The 20,176-nt window shown below is 61.1% G+C and carries 15 protein-coding genes; 9 read left to right on the top strand and 6 right to left on the bottom strand.

All coding sequences use genetic code 11. From position 1 onward, the window contains the following. Positions 1 to 6 precede the first annotated feature (6 nt). The gene (locus tag VMT30_05280; GenBank protein HVQ44349.1) at positions 7 to 1,608 is read right to left on the bottom strand and encodes a hypothetical protein; all 1,602 of its coding nucleotides are present in this window, start codon (positions 1,606 to 1,608) and stop codon (positions 7 to 9) included. Between the two features lie 33 nt (positions 1,609 to 1,641). On the opposite strand from VMT30_05280, the gene pgi reads away from it, so the two are divergent. Together pgi and VMT30_05290 are read left to right on the top strand one after the other, a co-directional pair. Next, positions 1,642 to 3,222, top strand: a complete 1,581-nt coding sequence (gene pgi / locus VMT30_05285; GenBank protein HVQ44350.1) for a glucose-6-phosphate isomerase — start codon at positions 1,642 to 1,644, stop codon at positions 3,220 to 3,222. Between the two features lie 424 nt (positions 3,223 to 3,646). Further along, the gene (locus VMT30_05290) at positions 3,647 to 4,147 is read left to right on the top strand and encodes a GNAT family N-acetyltransferase (GenBank protein ID HVQ44351.1); all 501 of its coding nucleotides are present in this window, start codon (positions 3,647 to 3,649) and stop codon (positions 4,145 to 4,147) included. A 150-nt stretch (positions 4,148 to 4,297) separates the two neighbouring features. Here the strand turns inward: VMT30_05290 and VMT30_05295 are convergent, their stop codons facing one another. Then, complete coding sequence (locus VMT30_05295) at positions 4,298 to 6,547, bottom strand: S8 family serine peptidase (protein ID HVQ44352.1); 2,250 nt, start codon at positions 6,545 to 6,547, stop codon at positions 4,298 to 4,300. Here VMT30_05295 and VMT30_05300 point away from each other — a divergent pair. Continuing rightward, positions 6,537 to 6,842 (top strand): hypothetical protein, encoded by a 306-nt coding sequence (locus VMT30_05300; GenBank protein ID HVQ44353.1) that lies wholly within the window; start codon positions 6,537 to 6,539, stop codon positions 6,840 to 6,842. The genes VMT30_05295 and VMT30_05300 overlap by 11 nt on opposite strands. Before the next feature lie 132 nt (positions 6,843 to 6,974). Here the strand turns inward: VMT30_05300 and purL are convergent, their stop codons facing one another. Then, positions 6,975 to 10,862: a phosphoribosylformylglycinamidine synthase gene (purL, locus tag VMT30_05305; protein HVQ44354.1), complete on the bottom strand. Its 3,888-nt coding sequence runs from the start codon at positions 10,860 to 10,862 to the stop codon at positions 6,975 to 6,977. Between the two features lie 112 nt (positions 10,863 to 10,974). On the opposite strand from purL, the gene purN reads away from it, so the two are divergent. From purN to purB, 3 genes are read left to right on the top strand one after another with little or no spacing between them, the layout of a single operon-like run. Beyond that, positions 10,975 to 11,541 carry a phosphoribosylglycinamide formyltransferase gene (gene purN / locus VMT30_05310; GenBank protein HVQ44355.1) on the top strand — a complete coding sequence of 189 codons (567 nt, stop codon included), beginning with the start codon at positions 10,975 to 10,977 and terminating at the stop codon, positions 11,539 to 11,541. Continuing rightward, positions 11,538 to 12,641 carry an AIR synthase-related protein gene (locus tag VMT30_05315; GenBank protein ID HVQ44356.1) on the top strand — a complete coding sequence of 368 codons (1,104 nt, stop codon included), beginning with the start codon at positions 11,538 to 11,540 and terminating at the stop codon, positions 12,639 to 12,641. Before purN ends, VMT30_05315 begins: the two co-directional genes overlap by 4 nt. After that, the gene (purB, locus tag VMT30_05320) at positions 12,631 to 14,070 is read left to right on the top strand and encodes an adenylosuccinate lyase (GenBank protein ID HVQ44357.1); all 1,440 of its coding nucleotides are present in this window, start codon (positions 12,631 to 12,633) and stop codon (positions 14,068 to 14,070) included. The genes VMT30_05315 and purB overlap by 11 nt, the downstream gene beginning before the upstream one ends. 67 nt (positions 14,071 to 14,137) lie before the next feature. Here purB and VMT30_05325 read toward each other — a convergent pair whose 3' ends face one another. Together VMT30_05325 and VMT30_05330 are read right to left on the bottom strand one after the other, a co-directional pair. Continuing rightward, complete coding sequence (locus tag VMT30_05325) at positions 14,138 to 14,767, bottom strand: HD domain-containing protein (GenBank protein ID HVQ44358.1); 630 nt, start codon at positions 14,765 to 14,767, stop codon at positions 14,138 to 14,140. Positions 14,768 to 15,258: 491 nt separating this feature from the next. Beyond that, positions 15,259 to 16,185 carry an alpha/beta hydrolase fold domain-containing protein gene (locus tag VMT30_05330; protein HVQ44359.1) on the bottom strand — a complete coding sequence of 309 codons (927 nt, stop codon included), beginning with the start codon at positions 16,183 to 16,185 and terminating at the stop codon, positions 15,259 to 15,261. A 124-nt stretch (positions 16,186 to 16,309) separates the two neighbouring features. Here VMT30_05330 and VMT30_05335 point away from each other — a divergent pair, with 124 nt between their 5' ends. Genes VMT30_05335 through VMT30_05345 form a run of 3 tightly spaced genes read left to right on the top strand, consistent with a single transcriptional unit; the run spans position 16,310 to position 19,240 of the window. Next, entirely contained in the window at positions 16,310 to 16,792 is a 483-nt protein-coding gene (locus VMT30_05335) for an AIR carboxylase family protein (protein ID HVQ44360.1), read from the top strand. Further along, on the top strand, positions 16,792 to 17,634 hold the full coding sequence (locus VMT30_05340) for a phosphoribosylaminoimidazolesuccinocarboxamide synthase (protein HVQ44361.1): 843 nt from the start codon (positions 16,792 to 16,794) through the stop codon (positions 17,632 to 17,634). The genes VMT30_05335 and VMT30_05340 overlap by 1 nt, the downstream gene beginning before the upstream one ends. Position 17,635: 1 nt before the next feature. Next, a complete protein-coding gene (locus VMT30_05345) occupies positions 17,636 to 19,240 on the top strand; it encodes a hypothetical protein (GenBank protein HVQ44362.1) in 1,605 nt (534 codons plus the stop codon). An 83-nt stretch (positions 19,241 to 19,323) separates the two neighbouring features. Here VMT30_05345 and VMT30_05350 read toward each other — a convergent pair whose 3' ends face one another. Beyond that, positions 19,324 to 20,034, bottom strand: a complete 711-nt coding sequence (locus tag VMT30_05350) for a hypothetical protein (protein ID HVQ44363.1) — start codon at positions 20,032 to 20,034, stop codon at positions 19,324 to 19,326. Positions 20,035 to 20,176: the final 142 nt, after the last annotated feature.

The raw sequence follows: 20,176 nt of genomic DNA on the forward strand, positions 1-20,176 counted from the left end.
TCCTAATTACCGCAGCACGTCGTCACGCTTATCGCGCAAAAACGCATTCCACTGCTCAATAATCCGCAGCAGCGTCTTAAACGGTGTCTCGATAATAATGTCCAAAATCGCCGTAAAAATATTAATCCGGCTATAGCGTTCGGCCAGCCATTGCCCCGTGCGAATGAACGGCGTCAGCAAAAAATCGCTAAAACTCGTGAGCAGCCCGGCCTCCTCCTCGATCACCGCGTACTCCCGCACCGAATACGAGATGCGGTAGGCAAAAAAGCTAACGGTCGACAAAAACACAAAGAAAATAATCCCGCTCACGATATTAAACCCGGCCAGACGCAGCAAGTACGAAATCCCGGCCAGCGTCGCTAGTGAGGTCACACCGTAAACAAAACTAAAGGCCTGCCGCGTCATCGAGCGCCGGCCTCGAGTACGCAGCGAGTACACCAGCGGTTGGTCCGATTCGTAAACAATGCGCTTGAGATCGCTCAAAATCTTGGTCGTATTGCGCTGGCCCGGAATTTTAATACCAAAGCCCACCATCGCCATATAAAACGGCGGGAAAGCCAAATTTATCGCCAACGGCACGTAGCTAATGGCCCCGTACACAAACATCTCATACGGCACTTCCACGAGAATCCCCAACACCATTTTGGTCACAAACAAAAAGATAACGGCTTGAATCACGCTCCGCCGCAGCCGGCCCGACACCACTTGGTATTGTTGCTCGGCCACGCTGCGGGCTTTTTCCATCAGCACGGTCGGGGTAGTCGCCAGCTGCTCCAATCCTTCGGTGCTGGTTTTGATAATCTCGCGCAATATCAGATACGGCGCGATGTGCCGCCGCACCAGGCGGAACATTTTGTGGGGCCGCGTACCTCCCGTTTGCTCGGCCAGCTGCGCATTGAGCTCGGCAAAATGCCCGGCCGCAGCCGCCAGCTGCTCGTCGTCTTCGAGCCAGCGCGGGAACGCCCGCGAAAACACGCCGTACCGAATCGTCGCGATATCAGATTTGAGCAGGGCCTTGTGCGCGGCCGCATAGAGCGCCAGCTGGTCTTCCTTGGCCACATCCGCATGTCGAATGAACGACGCGTAAGTGAACTCCACAATCGCCGCCTCGCTGGGGCTGGGCAGCAAGGCGCGCTCCAGTTCCACCGAGAGCAGCTGCACGATGGCCGCCGCCACCGCCTCTTCGTCGGCCCCGCCCTGGCTCAGCGCCCCTTGCTGTAAGGCGGCGTAGCGTCCCACCAGGTAATCCAAGTAAGCCACTTCGTCGTCCGTGACCGTGTCGTTGTGCAGGTAGCGCGTTTTGGTGAGCTCACTTACGAGCTCAAACCCCAGGCCGTCAGTGTCGGCCGACTTGAGCTCGCGCAGCAAAAACCGCTCGATCGCCCCGCGCACAAACAGGTGCTGCTCGCGATATTCCACGGCGTTGCGGATTTGTTCATAAAAAAAATGCGCCCCGGCCGTAATTTCGGGCACATGAATTTTGACACCACTCCACGTCGGCCGCGACCGATGGCGCAGCAGCTGCACGAGGCCCTGCATGAGGGGTGAAAGTTTCGGAGCCGTCTCGGTAGGAGTGGTCTGGGCCTGGCTCTCAAGCGGATTTCGCATACAACAATTATACCAAACATGTACAATCGAACCATGAAACTCACCAATCTGCCCGAATGGAAGTCCCTCGAGCAACATCACGTTACCGTCAAAGATATGCACCTGCGCGAATTGTTTGCCGCTAGCCCCGGCCGGGCCGAGGTACTCAGCCTCGAAGTCGGCGACATTTTCGCCGACTATTCCAAAAACCGGCTCACGGTCACCACGCTTGAACTGCTCGTGGATTTGGCGCGCGCGGCCGGCGTGGAGCGCCTGCGCGACGACATGTTCGCCGGCGTCCCCATCAATACCACCGAGAATCGCGCCGTGCTCCACACAGCCCTGCGCCGCCCCGCCTCGGCCGGCCCACTCGTGGTAGACGGCGCCGATGTGATGCCCGCCGTTCACGAGGTGCTCGACCGCATGGGCGCCTTTGCCGAAGCCGTGCGCTCCGGCGAGTGGCGCGGCCACACGGACAAGCGCATCACCACCGTCATCAACATCGGCATCGGCGGCTCCGACCTCGGCCCGGTAATGGCCTATGAGGCCCTGCGCTTCTACGCACAGCGCGATCTCACGGTGAAATTCGTCTCCAACATCGACGCCACCCACCTCGTAGAAGCCACCCGCGGCCTCGACCCAGCCGAAACACTCTTTATCATCGCGTCCAAAACCTTCACCACGGACGAAACCATGACCAACGCGGCATCGGCCCGCGAGTGGCTGCTGGCCGCCCTCCACGACGAAGCCGCCGTGGCCAAGCACTTTGTGGCCGTATCCACCAACGCCGAAGCGGTGACCGCCTTCGGCATAGACCCGGCCAACATGTTTGGCTTTTGGGATTGGGTCGGCGGCCGGTACTCGCTCACTTCGGCCATCGGCCTGTCGCTCATGGTCGCCATCGGCCGCGACCACTTCGCCGATCTGCTCGCCGGCTTCCACGCCATGGACAGGCACTTCCGCACCGCCCCGCTCGAGCACAACCTGCCCGTCACCCTGGCCCTCATCGGCCTCTGGTACACCAATTTCTTCCATGCCGAAACCGAAGCCATCCTCCCCTACGACCAATACCTCAGCCGTTTCCCAGCTTATTTTCAGCAAGGCAACATGGAATCCAACGGCAAGTCCGTCACCAAGGCCGGCGAACCAGTCGATTACGCCACCGGCCCGGTTGTCTGGGGCGAGCCCGGCACCAACGGCCAGCACGCCTTTTACCAGCTCATCCACCAAGGCACGCACCTCGTCCCCGCCGATTTTATTGGCTTCACCAAGCCACTAAACCCACTCGGCCAACACCACCCCAAGCTCATGGCCAACCTCCTGGCCCAAACCGAAGCCCTCGCCTTCGGCAAAGCCTCGGATGAGCCCCACCGCAATTTCCCCGGCAACCACCCCACCAACACCCTCCTCGTCACCCAGCTCACCCCCCACACCCTCGGCCAGCTCATCGCCCTCTACGAGCACAAAATTTTCGTCCAAGGCGCCATCTGGCAAATCGATTCCTTCGACCAATGGGGCGTCGAGCTCGGCAAAGTCCTGGCCAAAACCATTTACACTGACCTGCAAGCCGGTCACCCTTCCGAGCACGACAGCTCCACCGCGCAACTCATCGAGCGCTACCTTCACGGCCGCTAACCACGCTACATTTGCAAAAAATTATTTCCCCCTTATAATCCATACCGGCCGGATGGTCCGGCAGTGGTTTGGTCGCTCTGTAGAGCAGATAAGGGCACATAGATGAATACTCTGTTCAGTAGGCCGGGCAGCACCTCGCGCACAAGCGGCCGCAACCGGCCGTCCTTGTGGTTTGTCCTCCTGTGTGTTGGGATCGTGCTGGCCGCCCTCGCGTGGCGGAGCTCCTCGGCCGGTCCCCCGTCCAATTCTCGGCCCGGTCGGCCCGCCGTTCACTCAACCGTCGTCCACCACCCGCCGACGACACCAGCGCACACCCCGAACCACTAGCACCACCTCCGGCACCCGTCGGGATGAGGCCACACGGCCACATCCCGACGGCCAGCCCCTCGTCATGCACTCAGCAAAGTTCTTCTATACTATGATCATGCCATCCCTTCGCATTCAAGTCGAAACAACCCCTTCGCCCGCCATTCAGGCCAAAGTAGCAGCATTTCTCACCGGCCATTGGGGCAGCACATCTATCGTATCCAAAGGCCGACTTCATAACGCCTCCACGCTGCCGCGCGTGGCTGCGCTCACTGATCAAGACGAACTGGCTGGCCTAGCCACCTTCAGTATCGATACATCAGCCCACGCCTGCGAAATTGTCTCGCTCAACGCCGACCCACCTGGCACCGGCTTGGGCGCCAGCCTCATCACGGCCGTAGAATCCGCCGCCAAAGCCGCGGGCTGTCACAAAACCTGGCTCATCACCACCAACTCCAATCCCGAAGCCGCCGCGTTCTACACTAAACACGGGTACCGGCTCGTCGCCGTACACCTCGACGCGCTTACGCAGTCGCGCCGGCTCAAACCCCAGATCCCCCTCCAAGACGATCGCGGCATCCCCCTGCTCGACGAATGGGAATTCGAAAAATCTCTCTAGTACGCCGTTCGTAGCGCAGACTCGCCAAAAAATGACACAAAGTGTCAAAAATTCCCCATGCACAGAGCACTACTCAACCATCGCTGAGGTTTACACGCCCGCCGAACCCCACATGATCACCAAGCTTTCTCGGAGCTAATCCCTATCGCCCTACTCCGGCAGCAACGCAAATGTCTCACTAGCGCTAGCCGGCGCTGTGCAAAGCCCCGAGACCAGGCTGCCCGTTAAGCTAATGTGATACAGCCCCAGCTGCTTATAGGTGTGGCTGCCATAAGTCGCCACCTTATCAGTAGCACTGCCCGGCAGGGTATAATCGCTCGCCGTCCCGTCGCCCCACACCGCGTGCACACCATAGGTGCAGTCCGACGTGTCGCCGCGATACGTCGCCTGCACCGTCACCGTCGGATCAGTACTCTCGCATTGCGTCAGATGCCCGCCGCCAAACACGCACGGCACTGAGCTGGGTGGAAAGCAGCGCACCGCTTCCGGCGCGCTAATTACATGGAAGCTCTGCCCAGGCACCGGCTTGCCGTACGTATTAGCGGCGTTCACAATGCACTGCCGCACCTCCCCAGCCGACATGTCTGGATGCTTCGCCAGCACCAGGCCCGCCAGTCCGCTCACAAACGGCGCGGCCAAAGACGTTCCCGATGCGGTCGTATATTGCGGTCCGCAATTGGTAATGACCACAAAACACGTTGTGCCGGACGTGGTGTAAATGTCCTTCCCCGGCGCCGCCACGGTGATGAGCGAACCAAAGTCCGATCCGCCCTGTTTCCCCAAGAACGACTCATCCCACAGGCCACCCGTCTGGTCGATGGCCGCCACCGCCATTGTATTGTCTGGATAGTCCCGCACGATGCTGGCCGGCGCCGAGTATTTAACATCGCGGCATTCATTGCCTGCCGCAAACACCCACAGCACGTCCTTGCCGGTGAGCTTGGCCCACTCAATGCCGTACTTAAAGATACCGTCGTACAAGCGCGCATCCTGCTCGGTCTGAGCGTTGCCCGGCTTCGTGCAGTCATTATTATCAATCCACTGCAGACTCATATTCACCACCTGCATGTCATCGTTGGCCGCGGCTTGCATCATTTCCACCGCCCGGATCGCGCTGCGCCGGCTGTCTTGCTCATTGGCCTCTCCATGGGTAAAGCCCACCGAGTAGTTGGAGAGCGCACAACGCCAGTTCATCCCGGCAATGCCCTTGCCATTGTTGCCGCTGGCACAGATCGGCCCCGCCACCATGCTGCCGTGGATTGCGTCGGTGATGGCATTCGTCTCCGATCGATAGCCCTTGGTCGCCACGATGTTGCCCACCAAATCCTCATGCTTCGAATTAAACCGCGCATCGATCACCCCCATGCGCACATTCGGACTGCCCGTAGTAATGTCCCAGGCACTCGGCGCCTTAATGTACTCCCAGCTCCAATTGTTGCCGGCCGGGTGAGCCTCATCCCAGGAGTTAAATTTGGGGTCATCGGGAATCGCCGCCTCAGCTGCCGACACCGGGTCTGGCGACGCCAACTGCACATCGGCAAGCCCAGCCACCTGCCCGCGGATTGCCTCCAGCTGATCCAAGCTCGCTACCTGGTAGCGTAGCTGATACAAGTGCAGGCTCGGCACCGACCCCATGATCACCGCGTGCGTCTGCGAGGCAATGTCCTTGATGCGCTGGTCGGCGTTGACCAGCCCGAGGCCTAGCCCCACGATGAGCTCATCCTTGGCCACATCCACGCCCCGTAGCGATGCGATGCGCGCCTCCGACGGCAGGGCGCTGGTGGACGGGACCACGTTGCTGGTCGCCACCCGGGCCGTCACCTTCATGCTCGCGCGCGCCATCACCCGCCCGTCCGACCGCACCTCGATCGTGCCCGTGTACTTGCCGCCCGACCGTTTGTCCGGCACTGTCACCGTGGCCGGCAGCACGTACGCCACGCCAGCCGCAATGTCCGTCAGCCCGTCGGCCTCTACCGCCACCAGCTTCGCGAGCTCGCCTGTCGCCCTCAGGCTCACCTTGCTCAATGCCACCTTCGATGTCAGCGTCAGTTCCAGGCTCGTGTCCGTCCCCGCCAGCCCCTCCACTGCGATCGGGTCAGGAGCCCAAACCACCCGGTCCGGCAACGTCACGATCACAGCGCGAGAACGGGCCACCTCATGGTTATGGCTGCTATAAATCTTGGCCTCAATCTTCAGCCTCTGGGTGTGCATATCGTTATAAAACGGCGCCAAGGGCACTGTCACCGTGGTCGTGCTCGCCGTGGCCGGGGGCACCATCTGCACCTGGCGCGTCGATCCGTTCACGATCACCTCCACCGCCGTTACCGGCTTGCCCGTTCGCCCAGAGGCGTAGTCGGCTCGGACCTTCACATAATCCTTAGCATCATCAATGCTAGCCACCACCGCCACCTTGGCCGGTTGCCCGCCGTCCCCAAACCCCGGCCACAAATTCGCCGCCCCCGCTGACGCCGGCAGTGCTGCCACCAATAACAATCCAAAAAAAGATAGAAGTTTATATCGCATGCCTTCTATGATAATAAACAGCCCATCGCCCTGGCAACGACTTCTTGTGCTAAAGTGCAAGCATTACAAAAGCGAGGGCATCATGGGTAAAGGCAAAGATAAAGGCACCAAAAGCAACCGGGAGGCCAAAAAGCCCAAGGGACCCAAGAAAGAAAAGAAGCCCAAAGTTTAATCAAGCGGGGTAGGCGAAAGGAAAAGCCCCAACCCGCCGGCAACGCCCGACAACCACTGCATCGTTAAACGTAGAAGGTAGAGTTCGTTGACAAGGGTTGGGGCTTTTCCTGCAGCAAAAACAGTGCGCTTACTAATCCTCGCGCTCGCACCAAGCGCGCGCATTCTGAAACATCCGCAGCCACGGACTCGCCTCAAACCCCTGCCATTCCGTCGGCAGCCACGGCCACTGCCATAGCGCATTGGCCATGCGCTCCGGGTGCGGCATCATGGCCAGATGGCGGCCGTCGGGTGAGCACAGCGCCGTGATGCCTTCGGGGCTGCCGTTGGGGTTAAACGGATAGGCCGTGGTCGGCCCGCCGTCGGGCTCCACAAAGCGCAGGGGCGCCAAATTGCCCGCACGAATATCGCGCAGCACCTCCGGCGTCGGCACGTGCAGCCGGCCTTCGCCGTGCGCCACCCATACCCCGAGCCGCGAGCCCTCCATGCCAGCGAGCATGATCGCCGGGCTCGGTCCAATCTCTACCGTTGCCAGCCGCGACTCAAACCGGCCCGACGCGTTCTGCACAAACCGCGGCTTCTCGTCGTCCGGCAGCTGCGCAAACGGCGCCCAACCCAACAGTGCCATGAGCTGCGCCCCGTTGCATACGCCGAGCGAAAACGTGTCGGTGCGGGCATAAAAGCTCGCAAACTGATCCGCCAGGACCGGGTTAAATCGAATGACTCCGGCCGAACCCTTACCCGCGTCGAGCACGTCGCCAAAGGAAAACCCACCCGGAAACGCCACGCCGCGAAATTGCTCCAACCCCACGCTGCCCGTTAGCAAATCGCTCATGGTAACGTCCCAGGCCTCAAAACCGGCCGCCACAAACGCCGCCGCCATCTCGCGGTCGCCGTTGGTGCCGGCTTCGCGCAGCACCGCCACCTTGGGCGCCGCCAATCCCGGCCCAATAACGGTCGCCGCGGAGGGCGAGACCGGCTTAAAGGTCAAATGCCAGCGCGGATTCACGCGCGGCGCGGCCATCACCGCCGCCTCATCGGCCACCAGTTTGGGGTTGGCCTGGAGCGCGTCGAGTCGGCTACTAGTGGCTTCCCAGAGCCCGCGCAGCTCGTGCAGCGGTACATCGACCAGCGCGTGGCCGCCGGCGCTCACGCGCACCGGAGCGCCCGCCTCGCCCACGCGCCCCACCGTGGTGTGCGCTACGCCGTCGCTGTCGAGCTCAGCCCGCACTGCCTCGGCCGCGGCCGGCGCCACTTCGAGCAGCACGCCCAGTTCTTCGCAAAACAGTGCCGCCAGCGGCTCCTCCGCACCCGGCAGCTCAAGCTCCAGGCCCAGGTTACCCGCCAGTGCCATCTCGATAGCCGTCACCACCAAGCCGCCGTCGCTGCGGTCGTGGAGCGCGCGCACGCGACCGCGCCGAATCAGCCCCTGCACGCTCACAAACGCTTGCCCCAGCACGGCCGGGTCATCGAGGTCGGGCGCCTCGTCGCCGATTTGCCCGTAGGCCTGCGCCAGCGCCGAGCCACCCAGCCGTGTGTGCCCGCCGCTCAAATCTACCAATATCAAAACATTGCCCGCACCCTTAAAATCGGGCGTGATTTTTTGGCGTACGTCCGGCATCACCGCATACGGCGCTACCACCAGCTGCCCCGGCGCCTTCACCATACCCCCTGGGGTTTGAGCGGCCATCGAGAGGCTGTCCTTGCCACCGTCCACCGCCATCCCCAGCGCGGTCATGGTGTCGCTCATGGCGACCGCCGCTTCATAGAGCCGCGCGCCCTCGCCCTCGAGCTTGGCCGGCCACATCCAGTTGGCGCTGGCCCGCACATCGCCCAGGTCCGAAATCCGCGCGCCCATCAGGTTGGTAATCGCCTCGCCCACCGTCATGCGGCCCTGCGCGCCCGGCGAGACCAGCCCAATGAGCGGCCGCTCGCCCTGGCTCACCACGGTACCGCTGTTGCCAAAGAGGCTATGCGCCACCACGCCGTAATCCGCCAGCGGGGTCTCGAGCGGTCCCACCCCTTGCTGCTGCGCGACGAGCCCGGTCACGCTCCGGTCAACCTTGCGCGTCAGCCAGCTTTTGGAGCCCACGCTCACCAGCCGCAGTACCCGCTCGAGCGCCTGGCGCACCGTCAGGTCGGCGGGCAACTTCAGCGGCCGCAGCACTGGCGGCTGCGTGGTGAGCTCCACCGTTTTGGCCACCGAGTCACCCAAGACAGCCTCAAGCGGCAGGTTTACCGGCGTCGTATCGTCGGTCGCATCGTGCACCACCAGCTGCCCATCACCGGTGATTTCGCCCACCACTGCCACCGGCGCTTTCTCGCGCGCGCAAATTGCCTCAAACCGCGCCAAATCCTCGGGCCGCAGTAGCAGCGCATCGCGCTCCTGCGATTCATTGCCCCAGATTTCCAGCACCGACAGCGTGGCGTCGCCCACCGGAATCGCGCGTAGCTCGATACGCCCGCCCACGGGGTTGGCAATCTCCGGCAGGGCATTCGAATCGCCGCCGGCGCCTAAATCGTGCGCCGACACAATCGGGTTACTCGCGCCCAGCTCCACGCAGGTGCGAATCACGCGCCCCAGCCGCTGCTCCATCTCGGGGTCGCCGCGTTGCACCGCATTAAAATCGAGGGCCGCCGAGTTGTCACCGCTCATGAGCGAGCTGGCCGCACCTCCGCCCATGCCGATCCGGTACGCCGGGCCACCCACCTGCACGATGAGCATTCTTGGCTCGGGAAGGCCTTTTTCGGCATGATTCGCATCAAGCATACCCACGCCCTCGCTGTACATCACCGGCTTAAACCATGCCCGGTAGCCGCCCGGCGTGGTTTGGCCGAACGTCCGCACGTGTCCCAAGAGCACCGGCTCGCCAAAGCAGTTACCGTAATCCGAGGCGCCATTCGAAGCCTCGATCAGAATGTCGAGCGGCGAAGCCAAATTCTCCGGATGCGCCACGCCGTCTTTCTCCCAGGGCAGTTCGTAGCCGGGAATGTGCAAATTCCCCACGCTGTAGCCCACCCCGCTCGCCACCACTAGGCCACCCCGCCCCACCGCCTGATTGTCGCGAATCCGCCCGCCGGTACCCGTGGCCGCGCCCGGGTACGGCGCAATACCCGTCGGGAAGTTGTGGGTTTCGGCCGTGAGCGTGGGATGATACGTGCGGTCGTCGATCACAAATCGACTCGCCTCACCCGGCCGGCCTGGCGCCATCACATGCACCCGCCGACCCTCGATAGCCGAACTATCGTCGTGAAATGCGATCACCGAATTATTCGGGTTGGCCCGCCACGGCGCCTTCACGATCTTCATGAGGCTCGTATCGAGCGGCCGGCCGTCAAGCACCAAGCTACCCCGAAAAAACCCGTGCCGCGCGTGCTCATTATTGGCTTGGCCAAGGGAAAATATCTCAACATCCGTCGGGTCACGCTGCAACCGATTTACGAATAATTCCGCGTAACTGGCCATATCCTGCTCATCCATAGCCAGCCCAAATTCCTGGTTGGCCCGGCGCAGCGCCTCGATACCGTCGCGCAGTACCGGCACGGTGCGCACCGGCTCCGGCGCCCCGCTCACCGCCAGCGTGGCCGGCGCCTCATGGTACGGCTGCTGGGTCATGCGGTCGGCCAGCGCCGCCTCGAGCTGGCCGCGCTCATCCGGCCCCAGCCGCTTCGAAAATCCCAGCCGCCGTGCCCGCTCAATCCGGATCACGCTGTCAAGCCCCACCGCTCGGCAAATCTGGCGCGCGGTACTCGCCCACGGCGTCTCAAAGTTCAGTCGCGGTCCGATCTCGATCACGCTCGGATGCTCGGTCAAAAAAGACGCCTCGCGCGTCCCCCAAGGGTCAAATGTCTCGCCGAGCAGCCACTGGAGCTGCCCAATTTCGCCTTCGCTGAGCTGCCGCGCCGTCTCCACGTAATACACCCACTCGGCCTGTACTGACCGCGGCGCCGCGATTCCAGCCGCTTCCAGTTGGCTCAATTCACGCGCCCGCAGTTTGTCTCGGCGATGAAACTTGTACACCCATACTCCCCATCATTTAGCCGTATCTTGGTTTATCCGCCGGGCTTCGTCAATCCTTACTTTGATCTGGTGTCGATAACCGCTAAACTTATGAAGTAATGTTGCGGAACAAATGACCAAACTCGCCGTGATGGTGTCGGGCGTGGGCTCGATACTCGAGGCTATACTCGAATCCGGCCTCCAGGTATCGTTGGTAGTGGCCGACCGCCAGTGTCGCGGGCTCAAATTGGCGGCCGATGCCGGGATTCCGGTCGAGCTCGTCGAACGTAGCAACTACGGCCATAGCTTCGACCGCCTGGCCTATTCACACCGCCTCGCCGGCGTGCTCAAAGCCCACCACATCGATCTTGTCGCCATGGCCGGCTTCATGACCGTCCTCGATAAGCCGATTTTTGACCATTACGAAGGCAAAATCCTCAACACCCACCCCTCGCTTCTGCCGGCCTTTGCAGGCGAACGAGCGGTGCAAAATGCCCTCGATTACGGCGTCAAATTGACCGGCTGCACCATCCACATCGCCACCATCAAGCTCGATGACGGCCCCATTTTGGCCCAGGAAGCCGTGCCGGTATTGGCCGGCGACACGGCCGAATCGCTCCAGGAGCGCATCAAGCAAGTGGAGCGCCGGCTGTATCCCGAAACTATCCGCCACCTAATCACGAAAGCGAGCCCCGTATGAGTAAACCCGGCCTCAAATACGCCGACACCGGCGTTGATTATAGCGCCCTCGACCCCTTTAAGCGCCTCGCCCAGACGGCGGCCGCCCAGACCGCCGGCAATGCCCAGCGCCTCGGTTTCACCGAGCTATCATCGAGTCGCGGCGAGAGCGCCTACCTCATTGAGGCCGCCGACCACTTCATCGCTCATGTCGAGGAGGGTCTCGGCACCAAAAACCTCGTGGCCGACGCCGTGCATGAGCTCACCGGCCGCCAGTATTATGACGCCATCGCCCAAGACACCGTCGCCATGATCGTCAATGACATGATCACGCTCGGCGCGCTGCCGGTCTCGGTGGCCATGCACGCCGGCGTCGGCGACACACGCTGGTTTGCCGACGAGGCCCGCGCCGCCAGCCTCGTGGCCGGCTGGAAGCACGCCTGCGACCTGGCGCGCGCCGTGTGGGGCGGCGGCGAGTCGCCCGGGCTCACCGGCGTGGTGGAGCCCCACGCCGTGGTGCTGGCCGGATCGGCCGTGGGCGTCATCAAGCCCAAAGACCGCCTCATCACCGGCAACATCGCCGCCGGCGATGCCATCGTGATGTTTGCCAGCACCGGCATCCACGCCAACGGCCTGTCGCTGGCCCGCAAAATCGCCCAGTCCACCGGCTACGACGCCACCTTGAGCGACGGCCGCACCTACGGCGAGGCGCTCCTCGATCCCACGCATATCTATGTCCCCGTTATCGAGGACGTGCAGGAGGCGGGCATCAAACTCCATTACGCCGTCAACATTACCGGCCACGGCTGGCGCAAGCTCATGCGCGCCGTCGAGCCGTTTGTGTACGAAATCGACACCATCCCCGAGCCGCAGCCGGTCTTCACCTTCATGCAGGAGCACGGCCCGGTCGACGACGCCGAAGCCTACGGCAACTTCAATATGGGCGCCGGTTTCGCCGTGTACGCTCGCCCCGAAGACGTCGCTCGCATCATCGAAGTCGCCGCCAGCCATAGCATCAAGGCGTGGCTAGCGGGAACTATCCGCAAAGACGCAGATCAGAAAAAGGTCGTCATCAAGCCAAAAAACCTAACGTACGAAGGAGACTCACTCGGTGTCCGCTAACCGCCCCCTCATCCCCAATGTCCTAGCCGACCGCTACGCGTCCGTTCCCATGCTCGAATTATGGACCGACGAAGCCCGCGTGGTGCGCGAACGCCGGTTTTGGCTGAGCGTGCTGCGTTCACAAATCAAGCACGGCCACGATGCGCCTGCCGGAGCCGTGGCCGACTATGAGAAGGTGATCGACCAGGTCGACCTCGCCTCCATTCGCCGCCGCGAGCTGCGGCTCCACCACGACGTAATGGCGCGTATCGAGGAATTCAACGCTCTCGCCGGCCACGAGCTCGTCCACGTGGGCCTCACCTCGCGCGACGTCACCGAAAACACCGAGCAGGCGGCTATTCGCGACTCACTCACCCTGATGCATGGCCGGCTAGTGGGCACCCTGGCCCGCCTCGACCGCCTCGCCCGCGAGTATCGCGACCTGCCCGTGGCCGGCCGCAGCCACAACGTGCCGGCGCAGGTCACCACGCTCGGCAAACGTTTCGCCACCGCCGGCGAGGAGTTACTCCTGGGCATTGAGGCGCTCGAGGATTTGCAGGCGCGGTACCCGCTGCGCGGCATTAAGGGCCCCATGGGCACGGCCGCCGACCAGCTGCAGGTGCTCGGCGGCGACCCGGCCGCCGTCGGCGCCCTCGAGGCCGACATCGCCGCCGAGCTCGGTTTCGAGCATGTCTTCGGCAGCGTCGGCCAAGTGTACCCGCGCTCGCTCGATCTGGCCGCGGTCGACGCACTCATCCGCGCGCTAGCGCCGCTCTCAAGCCTCGCCACCACCATCCGCCTCATGGCCGGCAACGGCCAAGCCACCGAAGGCTTTGCCAAGGGCCAGGCCGGTTCCAGCGCCATGCCGCACAAAATGAACGCCCGCTCCTGCGAGCGCGTCCACGGCCTCTACGCTGTGCTCGGCGGCAGTCACGCGCAGCTAGCGGCCATCACCGGCGACCAATGGTACGAAGGCGACGTCACCTGCTCGGTGGTGCGCCGGGTCGCTCTGCCCAATGCCTTCTTCGCAGCCGACGGCCTGGTGCAGACCATGCTCGCCGTACTCGATTCGTTTGGCGCCTACCCGGCCGTCATCACGGCCGAGCTCACTACCTACCTACCGTTCCTAGCCAGCTCCAAAATCCTCATGGCCGCAGTCGCGGGGGGTGTCGGCCGCGAAACCGCCCACGCCGCCATCAAGGAGCACGCCACGGCCGTGGCCAAGGCCATGCGCGAATCCGGCGCCACCACCAACAACCTCGTCGACCGCCTCGCCGCCGACGACCGCCTCGGCCTCACCGCCGCCGAGCTCACCAGCCTCATCCACGCCGAGCCGCTCAGCTTCGCCGGCCTGGCCCGCGAGCAAGTCGACACCTTCCACGCCCGCGCCGCCACCGTCCTCGAAGCCCACCCCGAAGCCGCCAAATATGTACCGGAAGCAGTACTTTAGCGAACCATCACGCTAGGGTATAGCGGGGTTGTCCTGTTTTGTAATACCTCTAGTGCTGCAACAGTAGTTACTCTATAAAACCAGCAGCCTTTGCCTCTGCTTCCAGCCGTAGCGTCTGTGCAGTGATAGTCTCATACAACCTAGCGTCAACTGTCTTCGCAAAAGGCAAATAGAAATTCTTCGTTTCATCGAGGTAGATCGTGACCAGCTCTTTACCAAATGTCATTGCCCAGTGGAGATTATCAATCCTATCTAAAAGCTTAATAATTTTTGCTTCGTGTGGTGCAGATTGAAGGTTTTTAAAATACGCTCCATTGACTCTCTGGCGCTTCTGAGTTTCGGAAAATTGCCCTGCTACGCTTGGCTTAGAAAGCGACATAACAATTTCGCAGATGTGGCTTCCAAAAATACTTCTTAGTTCGGCTTTGGTAAAACTGGCGTCATCTTCGATGCAATCATGCAGCAAAGCACTGGCAACAAACTCTTCTGTCACCTCGTTTGCTAGAAAATTAATAGTTAAGGTGGTGACGGGGTAAATATGCTCAGTAAGGTAGGGTTGTCCATCTTCTCGGAGTTGACCGGTGTGCGATTTAATTGCTTGTTCGAGGGCACGCTCAATAAGCGCGGTGAGACCAACTGCGGACCGATCGATACGGTTTCTGAGCTCGGCTTCTGTAACACTCTCAGGGATTTGCATTATCTGCATAATAACAGGTTCGAAAGTGATTCCTTGGTTGGGCAAAAAATGACAAAAATTGTCAAAAATTCCCCATGCGACACGCCGGACTATACATTCTCCCAAAAAAAGTGAGGCGGATTTCCGTCGCACGTCTCACCCACGAAGTCCGGCAGAAGACCACCATTCGAAGCAATTAAGACGCAACTTTTTGCCATACCTCCGCGCTCCCGAACCAGAGCAACCGCCTTGCGCGTGAGCAGCCCGCGCTTACTCGCGTCATCCACTACTAGTACCCGACGTCCCGTGCAATCGCCCAACGTTGCCAACTCATCGAGATGATAGTCGCCAGTATCGTCCTTGTAGACGGGCAGACCAATCACGTTCCGGCTACGTATGCCCAGCCGCTTAGCAAGGACGGCCGCCGTCGGAAACCCACCCGTGCTGAGTCCAATGATCGTATCAGGCGCAAACCCCTCGGCCTCAATTTTGGCAACGACGAGCTCAATAAACTATTTCCCCTTGAGCCAATCTATAATGTCTTGGATTGCTGCCCTGCCCATTTTAGTTGGGCTTGATGTAAAGCCATGGGCAGCTTCGGGGTAAACTCGTAAATCCACTTCATTGCCGGCCGCTGAAAGCCTAGCAGCCATAGCAAAGCTATCTTCCATCAAGATATCTGCCGTACCCACTATTATCAACGCCGGCGGTAAGCCTTTTAAATCGCCATAAAGTGGTGATATATCAGATTGTGTTTTGTCGACAATCTTTCCAGCATATGCCTGAATAAAATACTCGTCAGCATATAGCCTCCCACCTGGTGTTTGACCGCTCAAATCATATGCACCAAATTGTAAAACTGCACCAACAAATCGGGCTAAAAGCTTGTCATCACGCAGCCGAAGCAAAGTAGTCATCGCCAATGTTGCGCCTGCTGAAGAACCGCCGATTATAAGGCGTGCTGTTCCAAACAATTGCTCAGCTTGCTCAGTCAACCAATGGGCCACAGTAGCACAGTCATCGGGAGCAGCAGGCCAAGGGTCTTCGGGTGCTAGTCGGTACTCAACGCTTATTACCGCCACTTCTAAAGCATCTGCAAGATAAGCATTTTGTACATCGTTTCTCGCAGCCTCGTTGAGGTAAAAGCCCCCGCCGGGAATATTGAGGTATACACCTTGCGCCTTACCTTTCTTCGGCTGAATTATCCGTACAGGAACTTCTCTGCCATATGCTTCAACAATTGCTTCAGTAATGTTACGGTCTGTTAGCGTGTCGGATGGTTTACGGGCATCTCGAGCCTCCTGTAGCCCATCAGGAGTAGTCAAATCAGGCTGCTTTTTATTGGGCTTAGCGGCTTTCCTAGCTTCGTAGAACTGCTTGCTCTCATCTGCAAGAGATTTCATTTCAGGGTCAATAAGCTGGTTTAGTCCGATTTGCATACTCACTTATTATACTGTGGTTTGGCTTCTGATTGATTAACCATCCCTGCCCGATTGCCCAGGTACCGCTTGTGTCGCCGTTGGGTTAAAATAATCTAGAAAGCTAGTGAAGGAGCCACAAACCATGACCCTCGTACACATCGTTCTCGGCAGCGCCAGCGACCTCGAAGCCGTCAAGGCCGCCGGCATGACCCAAACCCTAGACACCATCGGCATCTCCAGCGCCGTATCCGTTTGCAGCGCCCACCGTAACCTCGAAGAGCTCGGTACCTTTGCCACCGAAGCCGTCCAAAACGGCGCCCAAGTCTTCATCGGGGTCGCCGGCATGGCCACGGCGCTTCCAGGTGCGCTCGCCGGCCTCACCACCATGGCCAAGCCCATCATTGGCGTGCCCCTCGACGAGCACGGCATCGACTCGTGTATCTACATGCCGCCGGGTGTGCCCGTGCTCACCGCCGGCGTGGGCAAATCCGGGCTCAAAAACGCCGCCATCGCCACGGCCCAAATTCTCGCCGTAAACGACCCCGCCATCACCGAAGGCCTAGCCACATTCCTCGCCGCCTCCAAAAAGCAGCCGCAATTCGACATTAAAGAAGGGAGCAAATAATGGCAGACGCGCAAGTCAAACTGGCCGAAGGCAAAACCAAAGTCATCTGGGACGCCGGCGACGGCAAAGTCACGATTGAATCCAAAGACGACATCACCGCCGGAGACGGCGCCAAGCACGATATGCTCGAAGGCAAAGCCATCACCGCCAACCAGACCACTTCAAACGTTTTTGCCCTTCTCAAAGCCAAAGGTCTGGCCACCCATTTCATTGAACGCACCGCCGACCGCGCCTTCAAAGCCCGCTCAGCTAAGATGATCCCGCTCGAGCTCGTCGCCCGCCGCATCGCCACCGGTTCGTATCTCAAGCGCCGGCCGGACGTAAAGGAAGGCACCATTTTCGGCGATCTCGTGGTGGAATTCTTTGAAAAAGACGACCCCAACCACGATCCTCTGGTGATTTTCGACTTCGTCACCGGGCGCTTGTTGCGTTATACCGCCAGCAAGCCCCTGGGCGAAGGCTTTATGAACGAACAGCCCCTGGCCGAAACCATATTTAAAGACCTCGACGCCCCCCAAATCCTTACCCTGGTGGAGCTCACCAAGCAGGCTTTTGAAGTTCTCGAAGCCGCCTGGGCCGAGCAGGAGGTAACCCTCGTGGACCTCAAAATAGAGGCCGGCCGCGACGCCGAAACCGACGAATTATTCATCGCCGACGTGGTCGATAACGACTCCTGGCGCATCTGGCCCGGCGGCGACAAGTCCCAAATGAAAGACAAGCAAGTTTACCGCAACCTCGCCGGCGTGGACGATCCCGCCGCCAAGGCCAAAGAGCTCGGTAAAATCAAACAAAATTACACCTGGGTGGCCGAAGCCACTGAAAAATTCAGCCAGGGCGAATAATTTGAAATCACGCACCGCCCTCATCTCCGTCTACGACAAAACAGGCATTGCCGACTTTGCCAAGACCCTTACCGAACTCGGGTGGCAAATTTACTCATCGGGCGGCACCGCCAAGGCGCTCACTGCCGCCGGCGTGCCCGTCACTGACGTAGCCGAGCTCGTAGGCGGAGAGGCGATTCTCGGCCACCGGGTGGTCACGCTCTCGCGCGAAATCCACGCCGGCCTACTCGCCCGCGACACGCCCGAAGACCGCGCCGAGCTCGAACGCCTCAGGGTGCCGTACATCGACCTCGTATGTGTCGATCTCTACCCGCTCTCGGGCGAAATCGCCAAACCCGGCTCCACGCCCGAATCCGTCATCGAGCAAACCGACATCGGCGGCCCCACCATGCTGCGCTCCGCCGCCAAGGGCCGCCGCATCGTCATCGCCCGACCCCAGCAGCGCACCGAAGTACTCAAATGGCTCCAGGCCGGCGAACCCGACGCCGCCACCTTCCGCACCCGCCTCGCCGCCGCGGCCGAAGCCGTAGTCGCCGACTATGCGCTCACTTCGGCCCGCTACACCTCCCGTGGCCTCCACGACGGCCTCGTGGGCACCCAAGTCCTAGCCGCCAAATACGGCGAAAACGCCTGGCAAACCCCGGCCGGCCTCCATACCACGGATTCAAACGATCCGCTCGCCCTCGACCGCTTCGAGCTCGTCGCCGGCGCCGCCCCCAGCTACAACAACCTGGCCGAGCTCGACCGTCATCTCCAAACCATCACCCACATCGCCGCCGGTTTCGAGCAAAACTTCGGCCGCGTCCCGGCTATCGCCCTCGGCACCAAGCACGGCAACCCCTGCGGCGCCGCCGCGGCCGAAACGCCCGCCGACGCCATCAAAGCCATGGTCACCGGCGACACCCGCGCCATCTTCGGCGGGCTCGTCAGCACCAACTTCGAAATCGACGAAGCCCTCGCCGAGCTCCTCCTCACTCACTGCCAACCTGCCGGCCGCCGCCTCCTCGACGCCGTCATCGCGCCATCATTCACGCCCGAAGCCATCGCGCACCTCAGTCGCAAAGGCGACAAATGCCGCTTCCTCGCCAACCCCGAGCTCGCCAAAATCGGCAAAAATTCCCTCAACTCAGCCCCGCACCTCCGCCCCGTCCGCGGCGGCTTCCTGCGCCAACCCGGTTACACATTCATCCTCGACCTCAAGGATCCCAACCTCACCACCACCGGCACCCTCTCAGGCGACCAAGCCAAAGACCTCATCCTGGCTTGGGCCGTCGGCAGCACCTCCAACTCCAACACCATCACCCTGGTCAAATCCGGCCAACTCATTGGCAACGGCGTCGGCCAGCAAGACCGTGTGAGCTGCTGCGAGCTCGCGGTCAAACGCGCCACCGACGGCCAGCACGACATCACCGGCGCCGTCGCTTACTCCGACAGCTTCTTCCCGTTCCCCGACGGCCCCCAGGTGCTCATCGACGCGGGCATCTCAGCTATCTGGTCCACCACCGGCTCCGTCCGCGACCACGAAACCACCGAACTCTGCGCGAAGCACCACGTTGCCCTCTACCAACTCCCCGACACCCAGGCCCGCGGCTTCTTCGGACACTAACATTACCAAAAATAAAAACCCCCTAAAGGGGCTCCCGGCGCCCGCCTCCGCTCGTGGCGGAAGGCGGGCGCCGCAGGGTGCGTTCAGAACGCGATGTACAGGAACGTCACAAACAGCGTGAGCCCGAGGATGACGAGCATCCCCGTCAGCACCAGCGCGCGCTTGAGAAACTGCGCGATGGCGCTGCGGTCGTGCACGAGCTTGTAGAGCACGAGAAGCCGGTCTTTCGGATCGACCTTCTTGCCGATCCACTCGGTAGGTTCGTCGTAGTTGGTCCACAGGGCCTTGGGCGGCGGCATCGCGCATCGGGTGAGGATCGCCACTGCCAGGGTTACCCCCGTGATCGCCGTGAGCGCCAGGTGCACCGCGAGCCTTGGCGGGTGCGGGGTGAAGACGAACATGATGCCGATCAGAGCATCCAGCCCCGACACGGCGGCGAAGCCCATCTTCGCAAAGTCCCGCATCTCATCGAGCGTCTTACTGCGATCCTTGATGAGCTCGGTGAACTCATTGGCGAGCTCTGCCTCGACGCGCGCTCGGCTGCGAGCCGGCGAAACGCGGCCGCGCCGAATCCTCTGCAGTAGGTTCCAGCGTCCTTGCGGAGCCGACTCCTTCTGCCGCTTCGCGATGAGTTTGTCGAGCCGCCGCTTGATCTCCGTGTCGCTGATGATCGGGCTTTTGCCCAGCAGGACCATGCGGAAAATCTGCGGCCATCGGTTTTGGTGCCACCATGGCTTGCGCTTCTTCTGCTGGACTGGCTGCACCGGCGTCGTTGCCACGAGCGTCTTTGCCATGCTCCGACCTCTATTCGTGTATGATGAACGTCCCTCGAGGCAATACTATAAACTAATTTTATAATTTGGCAATAGCCATGTCTGCTGAGAATTTATTTGCGCCCTCCTAAGCGATTTATCAGCTACCCGTGACATGCTAGGG

This window comes from Candidatus Saccharimonadia bacterium (assembly GCA_035544015.1).
Taxonomy (GTDB): Bacteria; Patescibacteriota; Saccharimonadia; order UBA4664; family UBA4664; genus UBA5169.